Origin of the sequence: Legionella cardiaca, from assembly GCF_029026145.1 — a bacterium.
GTDB classification, from domain to species: Bacteria; Pseudomonadota; Gammaproteobacteria; order Legionellales; family Legionellaceae; genus Tatlockia; species Tatlockia cardiaca.
In genome coordinates this window covers 477,004-498,603 of the sequence record NZ_CP119078.1, presented here as the reverse complement: position 1 = coordinate 498,603, position 21,600 = coordinate 477,004, and the positions used below count along the sequence as shown (strand labels likewise).

The following is a 21,600-nucleotide window of genomic DNA, read 5'->3' as shown; positions in this document are numbered from 1 at the left end:
ATTATAACCCTTCTACCTTAAGCTGCATGACTTTTCCATGCCAAGAAACAAGCAACACTGGAGATTTTTGCATTTCATAGGCATGCATCCCATCAGCACTGGTCATGCTTCCTATCCATCCAGGAGACAAAATTGTAAGATTTGTTCTCACATACATTTTTTCATCTAAAAGCCACGCTCTAGCATCACCACCACTTACAGTTAAACGCTGACTTCCAGGAGGAGGAACGCCATCTAATACATGTAACAAAAGATCATTAGCGCTAGGAGGAATACCCTCTTCCATAGGCATAGCTTTCGCATTTGGACCAATCCCCTGTACGCGCAGGTCAACTCGATAGTCCACTGCCTTTTGACCTGGAATTAAAGTCAACATGACTGGTGTATTAAGACCACGTAATCGTACTGCCAAGTTTCCATAGTTATAAAGCTTAATTGATTGGATCATTAGCGTGTTACTTGTTTTATCCCACTGAATATTAAATGAAGCAGGATCTCCCAAATCATAAGCACTTATAGGCCAAGGTGCGCCAGTTGAATCAAGAAAAACCAATGAGGATACAAAGCCTTGAGACAAACGAATGACTGGCGGTGTTGAGCCAGGAGATAAATTTACAAACTGCGATGTTGCCGTTGGCTTTGGGGGGGTACCTGCCGTAGCTGCCTGAGCATATTCAGAAGCATGATATATTTGTTTCAACCGGACAATTTGCTCAGGGGTTAGAGGAAACAATTGTCGAGTTACTCCTTCATAAGCTTGACTATCAATAAGCTCATTATCTATTTCCGGTGTCGTTGCGGGAGTAGCCGGTTGTTGAGCTTGCTGATTTGGCGCTGCAGGTTGATTTTGCGGTTGCGGGGGTACAGGAGCTGTCTGTTGTGGGGCTGGTTGCGCAGCCGGACCTTGTTGTCCTCCTTGTCCTTGCGCGGGTTGTCCACCCTGCCCCTGCGCGGGCTGTACAGCTTGACCTTGCACTACCTGCCCACCTGCCCCTTGTGACAGGGTGCTGTTCGCCTGAGAAAGTTTCTGTTGTAACAAACGAAGTTGTTGCAATGCTTGTTGCGCAGAATCTGACTGATCAGCTGCATAGCTTAAGTGCATCGCGTCAAGGATTAGAACAGTCGCTATGCCAATGCACTGAAAAACTGATTTCTTCTTCATTGACTTATTCCACCACTCGCTGGGCCCACGACAAATTGCGATATACCAATACCACGTGGAGAGTTCAAGGTTGACACTCTGGTTATTAGCATGGTCACGACATTATTTTGCTGGGAAAATTCACTGGCACTCTGATAGGTTACTAAAATTGGCATTTGTACACGCCAAGAATATCTGCCATTTAATATACCCTTTTGTAAAATAATGGGAGCGCGAGTCGCTACCGCAGAAACAATAAGTTTTTTTGCTTTTACTGCATCTAAATTGTTTGATTCCTGCAACGCATTTAAAAACTGTGACCAACCGTCTGCTGTAAAAAAGCCAGATGAAGCCTGCAGTTCCTCACGATAATTCACGAAATTATAAGTAAACGCAGCAATGGCAGCCTGATTTGCCCATTGTAATACAGCCGAATCAGACTGGTTAGGTTCATTTAGAGGGTATAACGGTGTTATTCGTCCATTGATACTTGTAGCAAAATACTTCGGCGCTGGAGGATGCGTCAATAAATAAAAGAGTAATGAGCCCAACACAAAATTTATTAGGATAGAAAGCAGAAGGGCAACTATTATTTTACGTTGACCATCGCGGTAAAAACTATTTCTCATCGCAACCATTGTTAAAGCATCTTCAGCCATAATATCCTCGGTTATTGCGGTATGACCCTCGTTTCATTTTCATTAGCTGGATCAGGTTCAAGTAAGGGTGTGCTTGAATAATTCGGTGCATTTAGTGGAGTTAGCTGAATGGGGGGCGTAATTCCACTTGTTGCATAAAAATCAGGGTCTGGCTGATTAAAATGAACATAATAAATTGCAAGACTAAAAAGTAAGTTTATCATTAGCGATACAATAACAAATGTTCCACACTTACGGTAGGTACGAATATAAAATGCTTTAGATTGCTTTATCGTATCCCAAGTCTCTCGACCCATTCTATCCTCATTAAATAATTGCATCTCTGAAAGTAATCTCAACGCGTGAGTTAGGGGATTTGTCCCCCCCCTGGGCATAAGCCATTATAGGTTTATCACTACCTGCTCCAACTGTAAAGATAAAACGACTATCTATACCTTGGGACCATAAATAATCTGCCACCGCCCTGGAGCGAGCCAATGTTAATGCATGCTCTCGTTTTGCAGAAACATATTTGTTGCTATAAGTCGTCACGGTAATAGCCACTTTACGAAATTGTTTCAAAAAGGCCACAACATTATTCAATAAACCATAAGACGGCCAAGTCAATCTCGGAGATTGATCGGCAAACAATGCTGCAGAGGGAATACTGACTAAATAATCTGAACCGATAGTAATAACCGAAACCCCACAACGAGCAAGTTTTTTTTGCAATTTCGGAACGGCATTGTCAGAAGTACCTTCAACTTTTTGGGGTAATCCAGGCCCTTCATAAGGAGGCATCCATCTTACCTTACTGCAACCAAGTAATAATAAGGATGCTAGCAAAGTGGCATGCCATGTTGAAAAACCCAATAACCCAACACGCAATTGTCTCACTTCATATCCTCAATTATTAGATTTCTCATTTCATCAAATAAAAACATACAAATCATTGCGTTACAAGCAGTTCGTAAAAAGAAAGTAGGATTGATCTATGAATGAACAATAAAAAGGATAATTTGCTTGACGACGTCGTGAAAAAAGCTCTCTGCAAAGAGAGAGCTTTAGAGTTCTTCTGAAGCTTTAGCGTTAGCTTTTTCGCGCTCTTCAACAATTTTGTCGGAAAGCATATTGACTAATTGAGATAAGTCAGAAGAACTAATCTCATCACGCTCTTGTGGAGGATAATTAGTAGCCATTTGGAAATCTTTAATAATTTCGTTGGCAACAGTGCCTGCATATTTATCTTTTGCACCACTGATACGTTCAATCACTGATAAATAATTTCGCGTTTCATTAATTGGTAATAAAGACATGGAAAACTGCTCTACATCCTTAACAAGAATAGGCAGAGCGTTAACAGGACGACGAAGTTTGCTAAAGATGGTTAATACACCCTCTTCCTCTTCTTCAATCAACTCTTCAATAGGAGCGGGTTCATTATGGCCATGAAAAGCTAGTAATGCAGCAACACCACGCTCGATAGGTTCGCTAATTTTAGACTCATGCAAGGCTTTTGTAATTAAGGTAATTTCCTCGGTTTCAACCGCCTTATCGATACTTAAATCGCCACTTTCCAATATTTTTTGAAATCCTGAGAGTTGCTTTTGTAATTTCATTAAGTATTCATCTGGAGGCGGCTCAACTTTTAAAAATTGATTAAGTTTTAATTGCTTCACAGGTTTAGGATTAGCATAAAACATACGTGCGCGCACAATTTTAGATTTAAAGAAGATGTGGGCTTCACCTTCCGTTTGTTCTTTTAAATCCAATAAATCAATACGGGCTCTTTTCTCAAAAGATGAACTCTTGGTATCCATATAGCTGTTTGCCATACTGGTGTCTTTTGTTTGGAAAGAATCTACTTTGGTAACGTAAGCCTCACCTGCTGTTTTTGTAAAGAAATCCCAGGTTTCAGTGGGGTCTTCAAGTTTCATACAAATTTTAATGTTTGTGTTCGCACCAATAGACGCTGCTTCCTCCTTAGAAGCCTTTTGGAATGCTGGTAAATCTTGTCCAGCAAAAATAGCAGAAAATCCTAATGAACGTGCTTGCGCTGGCACAACAGCAAACCCTTGCACAGCATAATAACCATACTCATCCAAAATACACATATAAGGTGTCGGTGAATTGGTTGGTTTTCTCTCAATCACATCACGGTAATCCCCTTCCACCTGGTCCCCCAAACCAGCAGCCATCATAGCTTTCAATGAGGAAACAATAACCTTACCCAGGTTTGATAATTCATCAGGAGATTTTTCCAAAGCAGGCAATAACACTACTAAAATTCGGCGATTAAGTACCACGTCTTTAAAGTCTACTTCTGCAAGATTCGTGCGGATAATATGACCATAGGTATCAGCGAGTGAAGAAAACACACGGACTAATTGCATGGTAATAAAACCATGTTGTTCCAATACCTGAGAAACCTGCTTACCTTTTTTCTCTTTGTTATAGCCAGGAAGGTTAAATACATAGTTACGTAAAGGGTCAGTAATTAATTTAGGTACCGATTCGATATTAACACTCTCTTGCTCATCCCGCGGAAATACTTTATCAATCACAATGGATTCAAGGCGCCCTAAATCAAAATAATTTCGAATTGTATTGGCATCAAGCAAGATGGCTCCTTCATCGCGCATATAGACTAATAGTTTCATTAATGCCTCAACGAAACTGATAGCACGACCTTTCCACATATCGCCATCAGATGATTGACCTGAAGATCCCATCAAACTGACAACAAGCTGTGTTAACATACTTGAGGAACCTTGACAAAACGGGTTAAGAGTATTGGATAAACGCCTTTCTTGTGGACCTACAATATCGCGAGCACCTGTCATGAAATTGATTAGTAATAAATCATCTTCACGTCCCATACTACGCACCATAGAAAAAACTTTAGCGTATAATGAGTTATCCCCTTTTCCATCAACGTAAATAAAACCGCTAGCTTGTACTAATGCATTGTAAGCAAGTGAAACCAAGGTCTCTGTTTTACCACTACCGGTAGAGCCAAAAATAAGAGCGTGTGTTCTCAAATCATCATTTGCAAACCATAGCTCCTCTTTAGTCTTACGATCATTACCAAAAAAAGCGATTCCTCTTGCAATGTTTGGAGTACCAATACCGGGTTTTAAATCATTGTAATCTTTAACTCTGGCAATCTTGGGTAATCTAAAAGGCAGTTTTTGTTTTCGGGAAAAGGTATAAAAGAAAAAACATATCCCCAGAACGAGCATAAGCGTAGACACTTCAGATAAATAGTAAGCCACAGCTGCCAAGGAGACTAGAACGATCGAAATATTTGTAGGGTCAGAAAAAAAGTCAGCAAAGCGCTGGCCGAGAGTACGGGTATCCCGCAATAGCATTGTGGGATCTATTTCATGCCGTGAATCAATACCCCGCATCATGGCTCTAACTCCTGCAATTCTTTCGGTGTTAATTTGACTTCTTTCACTGCAATTTCTAACGCTTTGATTGCTTCATCAATCATCGGTACTAACGATCTTCGTCCCATTGTCTTTTCTGCACGCCAATGAGCAAACGGCCCCGCAACTTCAGCAAAGGGGGTTTGGCGTCCTACACAATTAAGCATATACCATAATCGGCGATCTATGGGCTTTAGCCACAAAAATTCTGAGCTTGGGACTACACCATCCTCGCGAGCAGCCTCCAGTAGCGAAGCCATTACTGTCAACAGATAAGCATGCCTTGCTAAAATTTCTTGTACATTCTCGGCATTTTGAAATTTTTTTAGCACAGGTTTGGCTGCTGAGAAATCAATTTTCCCCGTCGAATAAGATTTATCAATAGCTTCCAAAATTGCACTAGCTGAACCTCGATCTCGATTCATACGAGCCATGAATACAGCAGCTAATGCATAGGCTGCAGGTGGGCAACGATCAAAACCATCCCAATAAGGCCCTAATTGTAATGTAAATACTCGTTTCGCATCCCCTTTTCGAACGCCAGCAGTCATTTCCTGCCCAGGCACTGGATTATCCAGAAGAGCATCATCTTTTTTTAGTAATTTATATTTACGGGCAAATTCCATGGGAGTAAGCGCCATAGCCCACGGACCTTTATTGATATCAATACTTACCAAATCCTCTTTGACCACCGGCATAATTGCCAGCCAATTATGTTGCTCCTGTGCTCGCAATGTTTTCATGTTATGCGCGCGGCGGAATTTAAGTGTGATATTCGATTTATAGAGGAAAAAAGCTAAGAAAATGAGAATAATAACGATCGGGTAGCGAATATAATCACCAACACTTTTTGTTAAATTAACGAATTGATCCCACTGCACTGCAGCAGGATCAATGGTTTGCATCAAATAAATATCATTCTCAAGTTGGGCGTCACTAACAAAAAAACTAATTGCTTTTGCTTGCAAAACGTTAAGGTAAAAAACAAAAGAAACTATATATTGGTGTCCTAGCTTCCAAATGAAGAAAAGCGTAAAAAACAATAGCACCATGATCCATACGGGTGCCATCGAGTTATCGCCGCCGCCACCTTGTTGCTGTGATTGTTGAGCCATCCGTTTTATCAAAAAAATATCGGTTAAAAGAAGTATATACCCACTTTAAGTATGGTGCGACTACCTCAGCTATTCTGCAGCGAGATTTTTTACCAAACGCCCTTTGACGTAGTGATAAGTACCTGATAAATGCACGAAACGAATAACATTATCCAAATTTAAAGTTTTATCTTTAAGTGCCAATAACGGCCTGCCAAATCGATCAGTGAGTGCTTTATCGGGTGGCATTTGCAGGATATCGCCTTGATTAATATAAATAGCAAGATAAGCCTCGTTAATTTTCTTTTCTTTTGACTTAATTAAATTTCTAACATCCTGTTCGTTAATATAAATAGGTCTAGAAATCATTTGCCGTGGCAAATTCGCTAATATACGTTCCCATGCTTGTATACTGTTACCTTCTGTTGAGTAAAGACCAATAAATACTTCTTGTTCTCCCTCACGCTGAACTTTACGATTAACTCCTTTAGCTTCGGTTTTAATTTTATCCGCGCTTGAATCATTGCCTAAGTAATTCGCAAAATTTTGGCGTATTTCACGCAAATTTTTACCAATTACTCGCAAGAAATTTGATTCTTCCCATGGCCCTTGTTCGATTGCTTCATCTAACGCCTTGAGGATTGCTTGAGCTTGTTCTTCGGTTGATTTATCTTTCATGTGGAAGCTAATTTAGGCGCTAGTTGCGCCTCTTAATTAAAAGAAATGAATATGTACATTATAACAGCATTCAGCGAAAACGCTGAATATTCCATTAACTTCCGAGTTTGAAACTTGAAGAGTATTCTGATTCTTGTTGTCCAGCTTCTACCTCTGTAACTTTGGCTTTCTGCATATTATTCAAAATTGTTTTTACTTTTTGCGTACAGGTATCCACAGCTACCTTAGCAGCAGTATTCGTGGAGTTTGGATTAATACTACATATTTTATCAACTGGTCCACTTACCTTTTGTGAGAGAGGAGAAGAAACGACTGTTTGTACTACAGTAAGAAAATCATCGGCTGGAGAAACTGAAGAAGTAGTTTCTTTTTGTACAGAAGTATTAGTAGCAAGAACACCATGGCTACGTAATAAACCAGCCATTGTCGCTTTGTTACTATCATCGTTACTTCTTGTCATTATACGATACTCCTACTACTTGATTCAGTTTAGATTAGCATCTACTTCCTTAAGGCAAACTTAAGAAACTCTAAACTTTCACTTTCTTTACAATTAAATTTATAATTTATAAACAATTCTTACACACACATCCTAGTCATACATTAGCTCATCCAGTGGCGTATAATCCCGGCTTGGACCGCCCTGTATTAATTCATTCAACACATCAGTCATGCAAAGTAAACGCAAAGCGTTAGGTGTCACTTCATCAAAAACAACACGTATTCCTAATAAAGCATTCTCCGCCTCATCAAAGGTAACGCCTAAACCATATCCCAGGCAAAGCGAGCATAATTGATCAGCCCTACGAGCAATTGCTGGCAGCAAACCTGTCTCTGAAAAGACTTCGTCAAAGCTTACAAATCGATCATTTAGATAAAATTTAGCATTCATGCTTGCGGCAATCAATGCCATACTTTTACGTATATCCGTTTCCATTTATCGCCACCACGGTTGTGAACTTTTAATAGAGCCAGCTAGCGATTGTCTTAGCCACCGCAAAAAAACAGGAACAGTAAACCCGTAATGTTCGAGAATACCAAAAAATATCGCAGAGACGATAACTAAAATACCGGTCCAAACTCTAATATGCATTAAAAAAAGAAAGATGGGGAATGCTGCTCTTGCATCGACCATGAAGAAACGAGCACTTCTTGCTGAGTCCCGCCAGTGAGCTGTTTCAGCAAAACCGCCAGCCGCCATACAAACCTCAAACTACTTGACTGATATATTAACAGTATATCGTTCATCAATGAGAATTCAAGCAGTAAATCAACGGCTGAAAAAGGAGTTATAAAAGATAGTTAAGGTCTATGATCGAATGAATCTTTTCGAGTTAAACACTTAGCTAATAAATTTGGTAATGAAAGTTCCTTATCAGGAGTATTAACTTCTTCCGAGGCTTTAAGCACAGGGTTAGTTTCTGTATTTTTAGCAGATACTTTTTCCCCATTCATTTTTTCCAACATATAGTTTGTGCTATTTGTCATCGACAGCCTCCTACGACAGTTCTTACTACAAAGCATAACAAACAAAAATTAAGGCTTTATTAAGTCATTTAATATTTTTTACAATGTGTCCTATGATTAGCAAATTGCTAGAAATTATTACCTTTCTTATAACTTGCCTGAATTAAAAAAGAATAACAAGAAATAATTATCTCAAATCCAGAAATTTTAAAAATCTCTCATGCGTCCTAACCCATTTTAAAAATTTTGATGCAAAACCTTACAATAACTTAACATTTGCTCCATTCAATTTGAGTTATTATTAATGAATAAAATTTAACCTATTTATATTCTGATGCTTAAATACAGTGCAGAAGAAGCCTTATTATTCGCTTGGCAAGAAAAATTAAAGGCAATTACAACAGCAAGAACCCAATTAAAAGCCGAATTACTTAATAAGCTTAATCCACAATCAGGCTCTGTTAATTCCCGCTTGGAAAATTTCAATAAACTACGTGCTCAATTATTAAGTGATGAGCATAACCAAGGCTGGACCTGGAATGCCAATTTAAATTGGTTATGGGCTATTTTACGAGTTCTTACTTTTTTTCAACTTTTTCAAACCAATCCTCAACCTGGTTCAACATTGCGTCAGGGATTAATAGATGTTCCTGAAATAAATGATGAGATTATTACAGTAATGTCGGTAACAACGGAGTCAAAGAGTAATTTGGACGATGCTGAGTATGAAACTGCACTCTTTATCGAACCTGAAAAGGCATTTATAGATTTGCAAGCTCGTATACAAAATTTATCAGAGGCCTCCCAAGAAGAAGTTAAAAATACTATTGAACGCCTGGAAGCTTTTAAACTAAGACTTTCGCCAAAAGATTATCGTCATTATCTTGCTACAGTTTTTGAAATAACACCCAAAGCATGCTTTGACTATTATTATCAATTGTACCAAGAAGATAATCATGAACTACCGAGTAGCCATGAGTATATCGAACATCATTTAATGGCTCAGACATTGCTAAATCTTTTTGTTTCTCCCAGCACGGAAAGTATTGATTCAAAGGCCTTAAACTCTTACCTATTTGATATTCAGGAATTAATTATCGTATTATGCGCTGAAGGATTAAAAGACAAAGACAGCAGGTTACAAACTTCTATTGCTAAATCTTTCTCAGAGTCCACCGATTTGCAGGCAATTTATGGTGAAGTTAAAAGCACTATCTTAAACAAACTCGAAACGCGCATTGAACCTGATATCTTTAAATTGCGCACCTACAATACGCAATTACAGCTTGCTGAAGATTTTTTTGCACACATCAACTTTAAAACCCATCCGCTTTTAGTTCAGGTTGCAAGATTAGCCTGTGAAATGCTTCTTCGCAGCTATCATTCCTCTGCAGAAGAAATAAAAAAGGAATGGTTACCAACAACGCTAGGGTATCACACTCTATTTTTGATTGCTGACAAAGTATTACATAGTTTACCGTCTGATTTTGATATTAAATCAGTTTCTCAAAGCCATACTCTATTAAGTCCTTATCAATTTCATTCAGGTGTTCCTTCTGAATTTCAGCCAGCAGAATCATACGCTGTGGCAATTCTTATGGATGCCAGTTTATTCGAAGAAAACGGCTTGACTACTGTGCGAAAAATCTGTTGTGGATGTAGCAAAAATTTATCGGCTAATGAAATTGATTGGATAATGACACGAGTCAGTACAATATATCCGGATCTTAAACCTAAATTAGAATATATCTTAAATAAGACCGTTTTTTTTGATACCCAAGATTTATCTTCATGGGCCGAGGTTGACCTATCCTCTATACAAGCAGATAAAATATTAGAGGCCATTGCAGAGCATCTTAAGGAATCTCAAACAGCAAGAAATAACATGAATGCAGAGGCTGAAACTATAGCCAATACAAAAGCATTAAATACTTTTTACTCTTTACTTAATCAGCGCAACCTGGATTCTGCCCAATTAAATAATGCCTTTAAGCTTCTTCTAAAATTTGAAAATAATTGTATTAAACACAGTCTTTTTCAAATGTGGAGTGAACAAATTAAAAATCTGCACAATAATCTTTTACATTGGACTGCAGAACAAGCTAATTTAAGTGAGCAGGAATTAGAACTGTTAAAACAAGATAAAGAAATTGTTTTACAGCTTGACCTTACCGACCCTCTTAAAACCGCCTACTCAATGTGCCTAAAAACCCAATTAGCCAGTACAGGACATTATGTAGACTTTGTTGCGGCTAAAACCTACTCTCAAATTGCCGTACATTGTTTTTCTTTATTTATGGCAGAGTGTGCCCGTACGAAACCTACAAGAAGGCAAATGGCAGAAGCTCGTGCTTTCCTTAAAGAAGACCTGCAACAATATTTATCGGAAAAACAATACACTTCCTGGTACACAAAACTTTTGGAAGAATCTTTCTCCTCTACCGCTGAAGTTAGTTTCTTTACCGCACCTTCCGGGGAGCAACTTTCCAAAATTTCACCGACATCTTCTTTTACCCATTAAGCACTAATAAGAAATATGAACTTGCCCAAATTACTACTCTATAATAAAGTGATTGGTATGTTGCATAGATATTATTATTAATGAAAGTATTCTGCACTGCCTTAGCAATTTTGGCGTTTATTGCTAGCGCTTATTTTTTTCAGCAGAATGCGCCGGTTATTGTTCAAAGCATCAAAAATTTAGGGTGGCTAGCACCTGTATTATTTTTGTTGCTTTATTGCTTTGCTACAGTCTTGCTTTTACCAACCATGGTACTGACACTTGCCGGCGGCGCTTTATTTGGCCCTTTATTTGGCACCCTTCTCAATTTATTAGCAGCCACCCTTGGGGCTGCCTGTGCCTTTTATATTAGTAGATACTGGGCTATTGATTGGCTTGCCAAAAAAAGAGGACCAAGAATTAACAGGCTGATTGCTGGCGTGGAAAAAAGTGGATGGCAATTTGTTGCTTTACTTCGTTTGGTTCCTATAATCCCTTTTAATCTAGTTAATTATGGCTTAGGGCTCACACAAATTAAATTTAGTCATTATGTGATAACAACATTCATTTTTTTGACACCAGCGGAAATTGTTTATACTTATTGCGGTTATGCCGGCATGGGGGTCTTAACTCATCAAACTCCTTTTTATAAAAGTTCCAGCATTATTATTCTGCTTATATTACTCATATTCTTTTTTGCAACAAAAGCATTCAAATATTACCAACGTCGCCGAACAATCAATTCACAATAAATTACAATCTTCATCACTGTCTTTGGCTAATAAATCCTGGAGTAAAGTAATTAACGAATGATTTGTAGTAAAAGAAACATCATCCAGTTTTACTACTGGGCATATTCCCTGTAAGGAATTACATACGAAGATTGCATCAGCCTGATATAAAATCTCTTTATCAAGTGCGCTTTCAAAATAAGCGATCCCATTGGCTTTGCTAAGCAACAATAATCGTTGCCGTATAATACCTGCTAAAATTCCACTTTCTATATTAGGTGTGTACAGTTGATTATTTTTTATAATAAATAGATTGGCTATAGATGTTTCGGTGGCATGATTTTTTAGGTTATAAAATAAGACATCATCTACACCAGCGCTTTTAGCTTGCCGCCTGGCGATAATCGCTTCCAGGTAATTAAGAGATTTAATTTTATAAATTGGATTATTACTGTCTCGAAGCCAGGATGAACTTACTAACTTAAGTGCATGCGAATTTTTAACATAGTGGAAGGCATTAAAAACTAAGCAAGACTCCTGACTTTTTGCTACCAAGCCCCTAGGGGCACGTCCACCACTTAAGATGACTTTTATGCCGCCATTTTCCAATGACTCAAGCTGGATACAATCGAGAAGTTTTTTTAACCAGAGATCGAATGAAATTTGAAAGGGGATATCCAATAAAAAAGCAGCCTGTTTAAGACGGTGCCAATGAAATTTCGCATAGCACGGTTTTCCATGCATTACTCGCAAAGTCTCCAAAAGCCCCTCACCTAAAAAAATGCGATCATCCAATGGAAAAGGGGCATTTTGCCCATCTTTATTGGTAAAAATGAGCGTAGACATTAATTTTAATAATCAACGAAATCATCAAGTTCATCGCGCAAACGCTTTTCTTCTAACATATTTTCAAGACGTCTACGAGCGTCTAAAATTGAAGTTTCGGGTGTATCGGTATTAATTAGTTCTTCTTCAGAGTTTACGAAAGAATCAACTTCATCTAAATCATCATCATCAAACATATCACTCATGCCAATCTCTCTAGGTTTTTACTCGTTTAGCCGCTTTATAGTTCTCTATAAAGCACCAGTAAATTCGAGAGCTATATACCTTATTTTTTTTATCATGGCTATATTTTTTTAAAAATATTTTATGTATGCAACAAAAACTTGCTATGGGTAGCGAAAAATATTTTTCATAAGACAGCGACTTGCGCTTGTGTAAGCATTTACGCCATAATTTGTGGCAGTTAAAAAGAGACAAGAACATGGCCGATCGCTTTAAACTAGCCTTAAGACGTAGTTGCCGACAAATACGTGAAAATTTATCTCATGACTATCAACAAGAAGCTTCCAATCAAGTTTGTGCTCGAATTCGTAGTCTTGAGCAATATCGCTATGCCAAACGTATTGCCTTATATCAAGCCGTAGGCGGGGAAATTAATTTAAATTCCCTTTGGAATTCTGCACCCTTACAGCGAAAATATTGCTACTATCCCGCCCTTAATGACGATAAAACGCTTTCATTCTTACCAGCAACACCTGCTACTGCGTTTATTGAAAATCGCTTTGGTATTCCAGAACCTGATGTCGCAAGAAGTACGGCCATTTCGCCAGGACAACTTGATATTATTTTTATGCCCTTGGTTGCCTTTGATAAACAAGGTACTCGCTTAGGGATGGGGGCAGGTTATTATGACCGCACTCTGGCAAAGGAAAGACATCCCTTACTTATTGGAGTGGCCTACGAATTTCAAAGGCAATCTTATATTCGGGCCTATGCCTGGGATATCCCGCTTGCTGCAGTGATTACACAACATGCAATTTATTGGAGTAAACCATGACCCGTTATTGGCTAATGAAATCGGAGCCTGATTGTTTCAGTATTGATGATCTTCGCAATGCCTCCAATCAAACTACTCATTGGGATGGTGTACGTAACTATCAGGCACGTAATTTTATGCGTAATGATATGGCAGTTGGCGATCAAGTATTTTTTTATCATTCAAATTGCAACCCACCGGGAATTATTGGTATTGCGGAAGTCACCAGTAAGGCTTATCCAGACCATACCGCCTTTGATCCCGAGAGCGAGCACCCAGATCCTAAAAGTACACCAAGCAATCCCCGATGGTACATGGTTGATATTCGCTTTAAAGAAAAATTTAAAAAGCTGATTTCCCTGGATATGCTAAGACAATATCCACAGCTCGAAAATATGGTTCTTTTACGTCGTGGAAACCGCTTATCAGTGCTTCCTGTGGCTAAAGAAGAATGGGATTTTATTAGGAGTCATTTAATAGCTTAATGGCTTTATGATTATGACCAGGTATGTCTTCAATTTGCAGCCAGAAAAATAATTGAGGACATAGCCTAAAGAGCATCATCCCCTACTTCACCCGTTCTAATACGGACAACTTGTTGCAGTTCATAAACAAAAATTTTACCGTCGCCAATCTTGCCTGTATAAGCTGCTTTGCAAATGGCGTCTATTGCGGCTTCTATCATATTATCTGGTAAAGCCAGTTCAATTTTAATCTTTGGCAAAAAATCAACCACATATTCAGCACCTCTATATAATTCTGTGTGCCCTTTTTGCCGTCCAAAGCCACGCGTTTCAGAAATAGTTATTCCTGGAACACCAATTTCCATTAGTGCTTCATGCACATCATCAAGTTTAAAAGGCTTGATAATTGCTGTAAGCATTTTCATAAATTATTCCTCATATCAAACATCGATAAATACATGACTGACAGCCTTAAGATTTGTTAGACTGTGGCCATGCCTAATAACACGCAGGAGATGTGCATGTTTGATTCAAAACATCTTGACGATTTAGCAAAAAAACTTTTTGCCACTTTACCTACAAGTCTACAAAATTTCGAAAAAGATATTCAACAAAAATTCAAGGAAGTACTCCAGGCTGCTTTTGCACGACTAGATTTAGTAACCCGAGAGGAATTTGATGTGCAAGCCAAAGTTTTAATTAGAACACGAGAAAAACTAGATGATTTACAAATAAAAATTGAAAATTTGCTAGCTAAAAATAAAGACCATTGACAATTGCTTATACAACGCTAATATCACTCGTTTCGTAAATAGTCCAACTTAATCAGGAAGATACAGAAATGAATCTCGCTTTCAGTAAAACGCGGAGTGCCGTGGGTATTCATGCGCAACCCGTCTCTGTGGAAGTCCATTTATCCAATGGCTTGCCTAGTTTCACTATTGTTGGTTTGGCAGAAACCGCCGTGAAAGAAAGTAAAGACAGGGTTCGCAGCGCCATTATTAATAGTCAGTTTGAATTTCCCTGTCGCAAAATCACTGTGAACCTCGCCCCCGCAAACTTACCTAAATCTGGAAGTGGTTTTGATTTACCCATCGCTATCGGCATCCTTGCCGCCTCAGGACAGCTACCCGCATCGTCTTTAATTTCTCATGAATTCATTGGGGAGCTTGCCTTAAGTGGTGGCCTACGTGGTGTATCCGCTATTATCCCTGTCGTCTTGGCTGCTCATCGAGATAAACAACGACTTATCATTGCTGCTGCCAACGCGCAAGAAGCCTCCCTGACAGGCTATAGTGAGGTGTATACTGCAACAAATCTACGCGAAGTTTGCAGCTATTTATGTCAAAATACCCCTCTGGAAACACTGCCTGCTCGCCCAGAAACAAATCATGTGAACTCCAACCTGGATTGGTCTGATATTAAAGGCCAACATCATGCAAAACGAGCCATGGAAATTGCGGCTTGCGGTGGTCATAGCATTTTATTAAGTGGTCCTCCAGGAAGTGGCAAAACAATGCTAGCCAAACGCTTTAGCACATTACTTCCTGAACTCACTGAAACACAAGCTTTGGAATGCGCGGCTATTAATTCCCTTCGCGGACGTCTTCCTGATTTTAATGCATGGCGCTCTCCTCCTTTTCGTTCCCCACATCATACCGCGTCTCCCGTTGCCTTGGTTGGTGGAGGTAACCCACCTAAACCCGGTGAAATCTCCCTGGCCCACCATGGCATTCTTTTTCTTGACGAACTACCAGAATTTAACAGACAAGTGCTGGAGACTTTGCGGGAACCCTTAGAATCAGGAAATATTTGGATTTCACGAGCAGCCACTCAAATCGAATTCCCCGCCCAATTTCAACTTCTGGCAGCAATGAATCCCTGTCCTTGCGGACAATGGGGAAATCCAAACGCAAATTGCTTATGTAGTCCTGAACGTATAACACGTTATCTTGCAAAATTATCAGCGCCGTTATTGGACAGAATTGACATGCACATTACTGTTCAAGCCTTAACGCAAGAGGAATTAATTAAGCCAAATACCGTTGAAGGAGGACAAAGCGAGCATATCCGAGAACAGGTTATTCAAATAAGAACCAAACAAGTATCAAGACAAAATTGTCTTAATACACATTTAAGTGCTAAAGATTGCGAAGCAGTTTGTGAATTAGAAAATGAAGAATTGACCTTTTTAGCTGAAGCAATGAATCGCCTTAAATTATCAGCTCGAGCCTATCACCGTCTACTCAAGGTTGCAAGAACAGTTGCTGACATAAAAAACTCTGAAAAAGTAGATCTCAGCGCACTGCAACAAGCTTTATCTTTCAAGCAAATATTGCAAATACCAAAGTAAATGAAGACAATAACAAGCTTCCAATCTAAAGCACTTAATATATTCTTAAGAATTTCTCATTATAATTCCCGTACTAATTCTTGAGATTACTTAATTAATCCGCTAGAAACTGAGAGACTTCAACCAATGAATGGAGAAACCCTTAAAGAACTCTTCACTGTTTGGCGCAAGAAGAATGCTCCTGACGAGGAAAATCTCCTTTCTACTGCGATTGAAATCAATCAATATGTTGAAAAAATTGATAGTATTGATCTTATTAAGCATGATTTTAAAGATGCTACTTCACCATACTACAGAAGTTTCTGCACCCAAAATAAAAAACCCTTTTTAGGCGCTATCCTTTATGCCAGGATTGCTCTGCAAGATTATCTTAATGAGGTTGGGCAAACAACTGCTGAAAGCCAGACACTAATACAAGCATTAGATACACTGTATTGTTCCTCTGTAAGTAAACTCAACGAAAACCTCTGTGATTTAGTCAACAAACTGGAGCAATGGCTCACCCATAAAACTGATAATGCTGAGAAAACACAAAAACTGTACCTGGCTTTATATACGGCTCTGCAAATTGCCAACATCAAGCTGAATAAGAATAAAGATAGATTCCGTGAATTGTTTAATACCTGGCGTAAAGATGAAGCTCCCAGTGAGGAAAATCTCTTGGCAACAGCCGAAGCGATTGGCAAATATATTAATAGCGTTGAGGATATTGAAGCTATTGAAGCTGACCTGGCTGATAAAAATTCGCCAAAATACAAAGAGTTCAACACCTACGGAAAGAAACGTTCGATGGGTACCGTTCTACATTTTAAATTAGCTACCGAAGACTATTTAAGTGAATTAACCGACCCTACCTCTCCTGAAGCAACAATAGTTAGCAATTTAACCCAAACGTTAGCTGATATTTATAAGTCCCCACTGCAGAATTCCAGTGCCAATCTTAAAAGCCTGGTTGAAAACGTCAAGGCTTGGTTAAATATTCAACCATATACTAATCCAGATAAAGCCCACAATTTATGCCGCTCATTATATGCCGCATTAAAAATGGCCGATATTAAACTTAAAGGTCTCCATGGCATGCATAAAGGCTTTGCCAGTTTAAAAAATATTGATCTTGGCCAAACAAAATTAATCATTGATGAGTTACTTGAACAAACAGCAGAAAAAGCGACAGAATTACAAGGACAACTTACAGGGCCCAAAGAGCCGCCAGTATCTTCACCCACTCTTGATTTTAAAAAAATAACAGGCTTACTTGCAAAATTAGAAGCCGAAACACAAAAATTAAATTCTCGCCCTGTTAAAGCTTTACCTAAAACCGCAGCAGAGTATTTTAACAAAGAATTTATAACCCTTTTAGAATCTGACGGTTCGGAAGTACAAAAGCTAAGGGAATTAGAAAAGTTATTGACTACAGTCAATTCTCATATCTTAAAGTTAATAGATGAAAAAGAAAAACAAGCCAAGGTGGAGGAAGAGATTAAAGCTGTTCAGGATCTCTTCATAGCAGCAAAAACAAATGAACAAAAAGTGATAGGAAGATTGTATTTTGTAGAGATAATTAAAGAATACCAAAAAGGCTATGACTTTCTGTTAGCAACTGAACAAGGAAAAGCCTTCGCCGAACAAGCAAAAGTATTAACCGAGCCTGGTTTAGGGCAACAACTAACTTCTGCAGTACAATATACTGCGAGTTGGTTAACTTCAATTACCACAACTATTTATCGCGCAGTTACTCCTCAATCTATTCAAGATACCATCAAAAATTATACTCCCGATACGTTAGACAGCGAATACAAAGAAAAGCTTAGAGTTTTAGCCTTTAAACATCTTGAGGGTTTACCTGAAAAATTGAATGCCGCTAAACTGAATGTAGATAAAGAGATAGATAGCTTTGCTAATGAACAACCACAATTAAAGCTTCTTCTTGCAAAATCAACAATCCCGGAACTGCAGAATTTATACCAAACAAATATTGCAGTCCGAAGCACCATCGCTGAATATTACGCTTTAACTACCTTTATAAAAGACAAACAACAAAAATTAAATGCCATTAAAGGCCTTGATCTCCAAATTGATGAATTTATCAAACAGCATAATGGCTTTCTCGTAAAATTATCCAATTTATTCGCGCGAATACTTTCCATTTTTAAATCTAAAACAGCAAAAATGATTGATAGAGCTCGTGAGGTTAAAAAAGAGCTACAGGAATTTAAAGAAAATTATAACACTGCCTTAGAGTTAGCTTGTGTGGATTTTAAAGAATCTAAAATCGCTAAGCCAATAAGAGAAATTCTCAGTCGAAATGTAGATGCTTGTCTATCTGAGGAAATTCCCGATGCCCCTAAAGTCCAGAGCACCGAGAAACTAAAAGCACCTACAGCATTTCAGCAAATTCAAACTACTTTTTCAAAGATCAAAAAAGTTCCTGCTTCTATAGAACCCGTTATGGAAAACAATTTAACTCTATAGTCAACCTTACTTACAGCACACCTAATTGAGTTGTTAGAACGCGCAATCAGTCGGCATAACCACTAAATCTCTAATACAGATTCTTTGAGGTAATTTCCAACAAAACATAATTATTTCTGCCAACTCTTCCGGCATAATAAAGGTGGGATTACCAAGCATTTCACAATAAGCCTCAAAGCTAATCCCCATGCTTGCATGAATATCAGTCTTAATTAAACCGGGAGCAATATTCATAATTCTTACATTGTTCTTTGCTTCTGCCATTTGCAAGCTTTCACTGATAGACCGAACTGCATGCTTACTGGCATGATAACTTACTCCTAACGCACCTGGTTTGCGATCACCAATGGAACTCATATTAATAATGGTTCCAGATTTTCTGGCGGCCATATCAGATAATACAATTTTAATGCCGTTAACCACACCATTTACCAATACATCTATTTCGTAATGAGTTTTATCAATAGGAAGATCTCTGAATTCCCCTATATTGATAAATCCAGCATTATTAATCATGCATTCTGTTTTACCATATTTTTGCTCTGCCTCACGCACCACCGCCTCAAATTGCTCATAATTTGTTACGTCTACTTGCCCATAAATAATTTCATACCCTTTTAATTCAGGCAGTTTTTCTATGTGGCGGCTAATTAAGAGACAAGGATGCCCTGCTTTGGCAAATTGATTAGCAAGTGCGCGGCCAATGCCCGCACTTGCTCCTGTAATAACTATAAGTCCGTTCTTAGAATTCATTTCTTTCTCTTAGTTTAAAATCCACTTTAAGCGTAAGTGTTAAAAAACTTCATTGGTAGCCAATGCTTCCAGTATAGCCATACGCATAAAAACACCGTTAGTAACTTGCTGAAGAATAAACGATTGAGGACCATCAGCAACATCACTATCGATTTCAACCCCTCGGTTCATAGGCCCTGGGTGCATAACGAGGGCATCAGTCTTAGCAAATTTTAGCGTTTCTTTGGTTAATGCAAATTTTTGGCGATATGTTTCTAAATCCAAGTGTTCATGTTCTTGTAAACGTTCCTGTTGCACTCGTAGACAAATTACAACATCAGCTTCTTGTAAACCAGCGACTAATGAATCTGTAACATGACCAAAATGTATAGTTCTAGGCTGCCAAATATCAGGAGCGATTAAAGACAACTCCTTCACACCAAGCGTAGCGCAAAGACATTGTAATGAGTTGGCTACACGAGAATGACGAATATTACCAATTATTGCGATTTTAAGTTGGCTTAGGTCAGGCTTTTGCTCATAAATAGTCATGAAATCCAGGAGTGCCTGGCTAGGGTGAGCATGCTGCCCATCACCGGCATTAGCAATTCGAATTTTATCACCAACTTGGTTGGCTAATCTTTGCTGTAAACCATCCTGACTATGACGAATCACGAATAAATCAATTCCCATAGCAGCAAGGTTATTTACGGTATCTTCAACTACCTCTCCTTTCAGTTCTGAAGAACTTTGCAAGTTTAAATTAATAACTGTCATCGCCAGTCTTTTGGCAGCCAACTCAAAGCTTACACGTGTACGTGTACTGTTTTCGTAAAAAAGATTAGCAACGGTATATTGTGAATAATCTGGATAGGCGTGACTGTTTTTAAAATAGAGCGCCCGTTTTAGCAGAGAGTCAATCTCAGCACGTGCAAGTTGACTAATTTCTAAAAAATGTTTCATATTTATTTAGGGAGTTGCAGCCACTGCTCTAAAATAATACAAGCAGCGAAGCTGTCGACTTGGGATTGCTTGATTTTACGATATCCACCTTCAGCAAACAACTGTGCTCGAGCTTCTACAGTTGAGAGTCTTTCATCGACCAGATGAACAGGCAAAGAAAATCGCTTGCGCAACTGACGAGCAAATCCTCGAGCAGCGGCAGTAGTATATTGCTCACTATCATCAATGCTGGTCGGCAAGCCAACAATTAAGGCCTCCGGACGCCAATCAGCAATTATTTTCTGTAATGCGTCCCAATTAGGAACACCTAATTTTGCATCCAGCATTGTTAATGGTCGAGCACTTAAAGTAATTTGTTGGCCTACAGCCACACCAATTCGTTTATAACCAAAATCAAAGCCTAAATAAACACCCTCTGCCATTAGAAGCACTCCAATAGAAAACTATTGCAAAAAACGTTATATTCTACTACGGAGAACACTGACTCTAAAGAAACCGATTCACATCAGGCAAGATGATACCCATTTCGAAGGTTAAGCATGACCTGCAATAGAGGTAAGCTGACTCATTTTGACTCCAATAACAGCCCCGGCATATTCCCAACGTTCAGAAAAAGGAACTTCATACAGAAGTTCTGGTGTATAAGGGCAAACCAACCACGTATTATTCATAACTTCGGCTTCAAGTTGATTTTCTCCCCAACCAGAATAGCCTAACGTTACTAATGCATCCTTTGGTCCCTTATCCGCTGCAATTGCACGAATAATATCATTAGAGGTTGTTACCGTTACATCATCACGCAAAGCCAAACTTGAACGCCAACCACCGAGAGGACGATGAATGACAAATCCTCTTTCTGGTTGTACAGGCCCGCCAAAAAGTAATGGCTTTTGATTGTGCTCAAGTTTGGTTGGTTCAATTTGCATCTGTTCAAAAACCAGACCAAGAGGATATTGCATAGGGCGATTTATAATTAATCCCACCGTACCCTGAACATGGTGTTCGCAAATATAAATCACAGCTCTTTCGAAATTGGGATCTGTCAATGAGGGCATTGCTATCAGCAGGTGATTAGCCAATGAGGAATTAATTGCCATGGCACACCCTCCAAAAT

General features: G+C 38.8%; 25 protein-coding genes. 7 read left to right on the top strand and 18 right to left on the bottom strand.

The window, feature by feature from the left end; all coding sequences use genetic code 11:
• Position 1 precedes the first annotated feature (1 nt).
• The 11 genes from PXX05_RS02285 to PXX05_RS02235 all read right to left on the bottom strand — a co-directional run bounded on the left by PXX05_RS02285 (position 2) and on the right by PXX05_RS02235 (position 8,470).
• On the bottom strand, positions 2–1,102 hold the full coding sequence (locus tag PXX05_RS02285) for a DotH/IcmK family type IV secretion protein (RefSeq protein ID WP_275090448.1): 1,101 nt from the start codon (positions 1,100–1,102) through the stop codon (positions 2–4).
• 56 nt (positions 1,103–1,158) lie between these two features.
• Positions 1,159–1,800, bottom strand: a complete 642-nt coding sequence (locus PXX05_RS02280; protein WP_275089436.1) for a type IVB secretion system apparatus protein IcmL/DotI — start codon at positions 1,798–1,800, stop codon at positions 1,159–1,161.
• 11 nt (positions 1,801–1,811) lie between these two features.
• Positions 1,812–2,096, bottom strand: a complete 285-nt coding sequence (gene icmM, locus PXX05_RS02275) for a type IVB secretion system protein IcmM/DotJ (protein ID WP_275089435.1) — start codon at positions 2,094–2,096, stop codon at positions 1,812–1,814.
• 10 nt (positions 2,097–2,106) lie between these two features.
• Entirely contained in the window at positions 2,107–2,676 is a 570-nt protein-coding gene (icmN, locus tag PXX05_RS02270; protein WP_275089434.1) for a type IVB secretion system protein IcmN/DotK, read from the bottom strand.
• Positions 2,677–2,843: 167 nt separating this feature from the next.
• The gene (locus tag PXX05_RS02265; protein WP_275089433.1) at positions 2,844–5,192 is read right to left on the bottom strand and encodes a TraM recognition domain-containing protein; all 2,349 of its coding nucleotides are present in this window, start codon (positions 5,190–5,192) and stop codon (positions 2,844–2,846) included.
• A complete protein-coding gene (icmP, locus tag PXX05_RS02260; protein ID WP_275089432.1) occupies positions 5,189–6,325 on the bottom strand; it encodes a type IVB secretion system coupling complex protein DotM/IcmP in 1,137 nt (378 codons plus the stop codon). The genes PXX05_RS02265 and icmP overlap by 4 nt, the downstream gene beginning before the upstream one ends.
• Before the next feature lie 69 nt (positions 6,326–6,394).
• Positions 6,395–6,982, bottom strand: a complete 588-nt coding sequence (gene icmQ, locus PXX05_RS02255) for a Dot/Icm secretion system protein IcmQ (protein ID WP_275089431.1) — start codon at positions 6,980–6,982, stop codon at positions 6,395–6,397.
• Positions 6,983–7,076: 94 nt separating this feature from the next.
• On the bottom strand, positions 7,077–7,442 hold the full coding sequence (locus tag PXX05_RS02250; protein WP_275089430.1) for a hypothetical protein: 366 nt from the start codon (positions 7,440–7,442) through the stop codon (positions 7,077–7,079).
• A 132-nt stretch (positions 7,443–7,574) separates the two neighbouring features.
• Positions 7,575–7,919 carry a type IV secretion IcmS family protein gene (locus PXX05_RS02245; RefSeq protein ID WP_275089429.1) on the bottom strand — a complete coding sequence of 115 codons (345 nt, stop codon included), beginning with the start codon at positions 7,917–7,919 and terminating at the stop codon, positions 7,575–7,577.
• Complete coding sequence (gene icmT, locus PXX05_RS02240) at positions 7,920–8,183, bottom strand: IcmT/TraK family protein (protein WP_275089428.1); 264 nt, start codon at positions 8,181–8,183, stop codon at positions 7,920–7,922.
• A 101-nt stretch (positions 8,184–8,284) separates the two neighbouring features.
• Entirely contained in the window at positions 8,285–8,470 is a 186-nt protein-coding gene (locus PXX05_RS02235; protein WP_275089427.1) for a hypothetical protein, read from the bottom strand.
• 313 nt (positions 8,471–8,783) lie between these two features.
• Here PXX05_RS02235 and PXX05_RS02230 point away from each other — a divergent pair, with 313 nt between their 5' ends.
• On the top strand, positions 8,784–10,970 hold the full coding sequence (locus PXX05_RS02230; protein ID WP_275089426.1) for a hypothetical protein: 2,187 nt from the start codon (positions 8,784–8,786) through the stop codon (positions 10,968–10,970).
• Positions 10,971–11,050: 80 nt separating this feature from the next.
• On the top strand, positions 11,051–11,701 hold the full coding sequence (locus PXX05_RS02225) for a TVP38/TMEM64 family protein (RefSeq protein WP_275089425.1): 651 nt from the start codon (positions 11,051–11,053) through the stop codon (positions 11,699–11,701).
• Here the strand turns inward: PXX05_RS02225 and PXX05_RS02220 are convergent.
• A complete protein-coding gene (locus PXX05_RS02220) occupies positions 11,693–12,526 on the bottom strand; it encodes an aminotransferase class IV (protein ID WP_275089424.1) in 834 nt (277 codons plus the stop codon). The genes PXX05_RS02225 and PXX05_RS02220 overlap by 9 nt on opposite strands.
• Positions 12,527–12,531: 5 nt before the next feature.
• Complete coding sequence (locus tag PXX05_RS02215) at positions 12,532–12,711, bottom strand: PA3496 family putative envelope integrity protein (RefSeq protein WP_275089423.1); 180 nt, start codon at positions 12,709–12,711, stop codon at positions 12,532–12,534.
• A gap of 236 nt (positions 12,712–12,947) precedes the next feature.
• Here PXX05_RS02215 and PXX05_RS02210 point away from each other — a divergent pair, with 236 nt between their 5' ends.
• Together PXX05_RS02210 and PXX05_RS02205 are read left to right on the top strand one after the other, a co-directional pair.
• Entirely contained in the window at positions 12,948–13,523 is a 576-nt protein-coding gene (locus PXX05_RS02210) for a 5-formyltetrahydrofolate cyclo-ligase (RefSeq protein WP_275089422.1), read from the top strand.
• Complete coding sequence (locus PXX05_RS02205; protein WP_275089421.1) at positions 13,520–13,987, top strand: EVE domain-containing protein; 468 nt, start codon at positions 13,520–13,522, stop codon at positions 13,985–13,987. The genes PXX05_RS02210 and PXX05_RS02205 overlap by 4 nt, the downstream gene beginning before the upstream one ends.
• 65 nt (positions 13,988–14,052) lie before the next feature.
• On the opposite strand, the gene PXX05_RS02200 is transcribed toward PXX05_RS02205, so the two are convergent.
• Positions 14,053–14,391, bottom strand: coding sequence for a P-II family nitrogen regulator (locus PXX05_RS02200; protein ID WP_275089420.1), 339 nt, complete (start codon positions 14,389–14,391; stop codon positions 14,053–14,055).
• 96 nt (positions 14,392–14,487) lie between these two features.
• Between PXX05_RS02200 and ubiK the strand changes: the two genes are divergently transcribed.
• From ubiK to PXX05_RS02185, 3 genes are all read left to right on the top strand, one after another.
• A complete protein-coding gene (gene ubiK, locus PXX05_RS02195) occupies positions 14,488–14,739 on the top strand; it encodes a ubiquinone biosynthesis accessory factor UbiK (protein ID WP_275089419.1) in 252 nt (83 codons plus the stop codon).
• A gap of 68 nt (positions 14,740–14,807) precedes the next feature.
• A complete protein-coding gene (locus PXX05_RS02190) occupies positions 14,808–16,319 on the top strand; it encodes a YifB family Mg chelatase-like AAA ATPase (RefSeq protein ID WP_275089418.1) in 1,512 nt (503 codons plus the stop codon).
• A 126-nt stretch (positions 16,320–16,445) separates the two neighbouring features.
• Positions 16,446–18,791 carry a hypothetical protein gene (locus PXX05_RS02185; protein ID WP_275089417.1) on the top strand — a complete coding sequence of 782 codons (2,346 nt, stop codon included), beginning with the start codon at positions 16,446–16,448 and terminating at the stop codon, positions 18,789–18,791.
• A 33-nt stretch (positions 18,792–18,824) separates the two neighbouring features.
• Here the strand turns inward: PXX05_RS02185 and PXX05_RS02180 are convergent, their stop codons facing one another.
• From PXX05_RS02180 to PXX05_RS02165, 4 genes are all read right to left on the bottom strand, one after another.
• Positions 18,825–19,544 carry an SDR family oxidoreductase gene (locus PXX05_RS02180; RefSeq protein WP_275089416.1) on the bottom strand — a complete coding sequence of 240 codons (720 nt, stop codon included), beginning with the start codon at positions 19,542–19,544 and terminating at the stop codon, positions 18,825–18,827.
• A gap of 39 nt (positions 19,545–19,583) precedes the next feature.
• Positions 19,584–20,486, bottom strand: a complete 903-nt coding sequence (locus PXX05_RS02175) for an aspartate carbamoyltransferase catalytic subunit (RefSeq protein ID WP_275089414.1) — start codon at positions 20,484–20,486, stop codon at positions 19,584–19,586.
• A gap of 2 nt (positions 20,487–20,488) precedes the next feature.
• Positions 20,489–20,908, bottom strand: coding sequence for a Holliday junction resolvase RuvX (gene ruvX / locus PXX05_RS02170; RefSeq protein WP_275089413.1), 420 nt, complete (start codon positions 20,906–20,908; stop codon positions 20,489–20,491).
• Positions 20,909–21,019: 111 nt separating this feature from the next.
• Complete coding sequence (locus tag PXX05_RS02165; protein ID WP_275089412.1) at positions 21,020–21,583, bottom strand: YqgE/AlgH family protein; 564 nt, start codon at positions 21,581–21,583, stop codon at positions 21,020–21,022.
• Between the last annotated feature and the right edge of the window lie 17 nt (positions 21,584–21,600).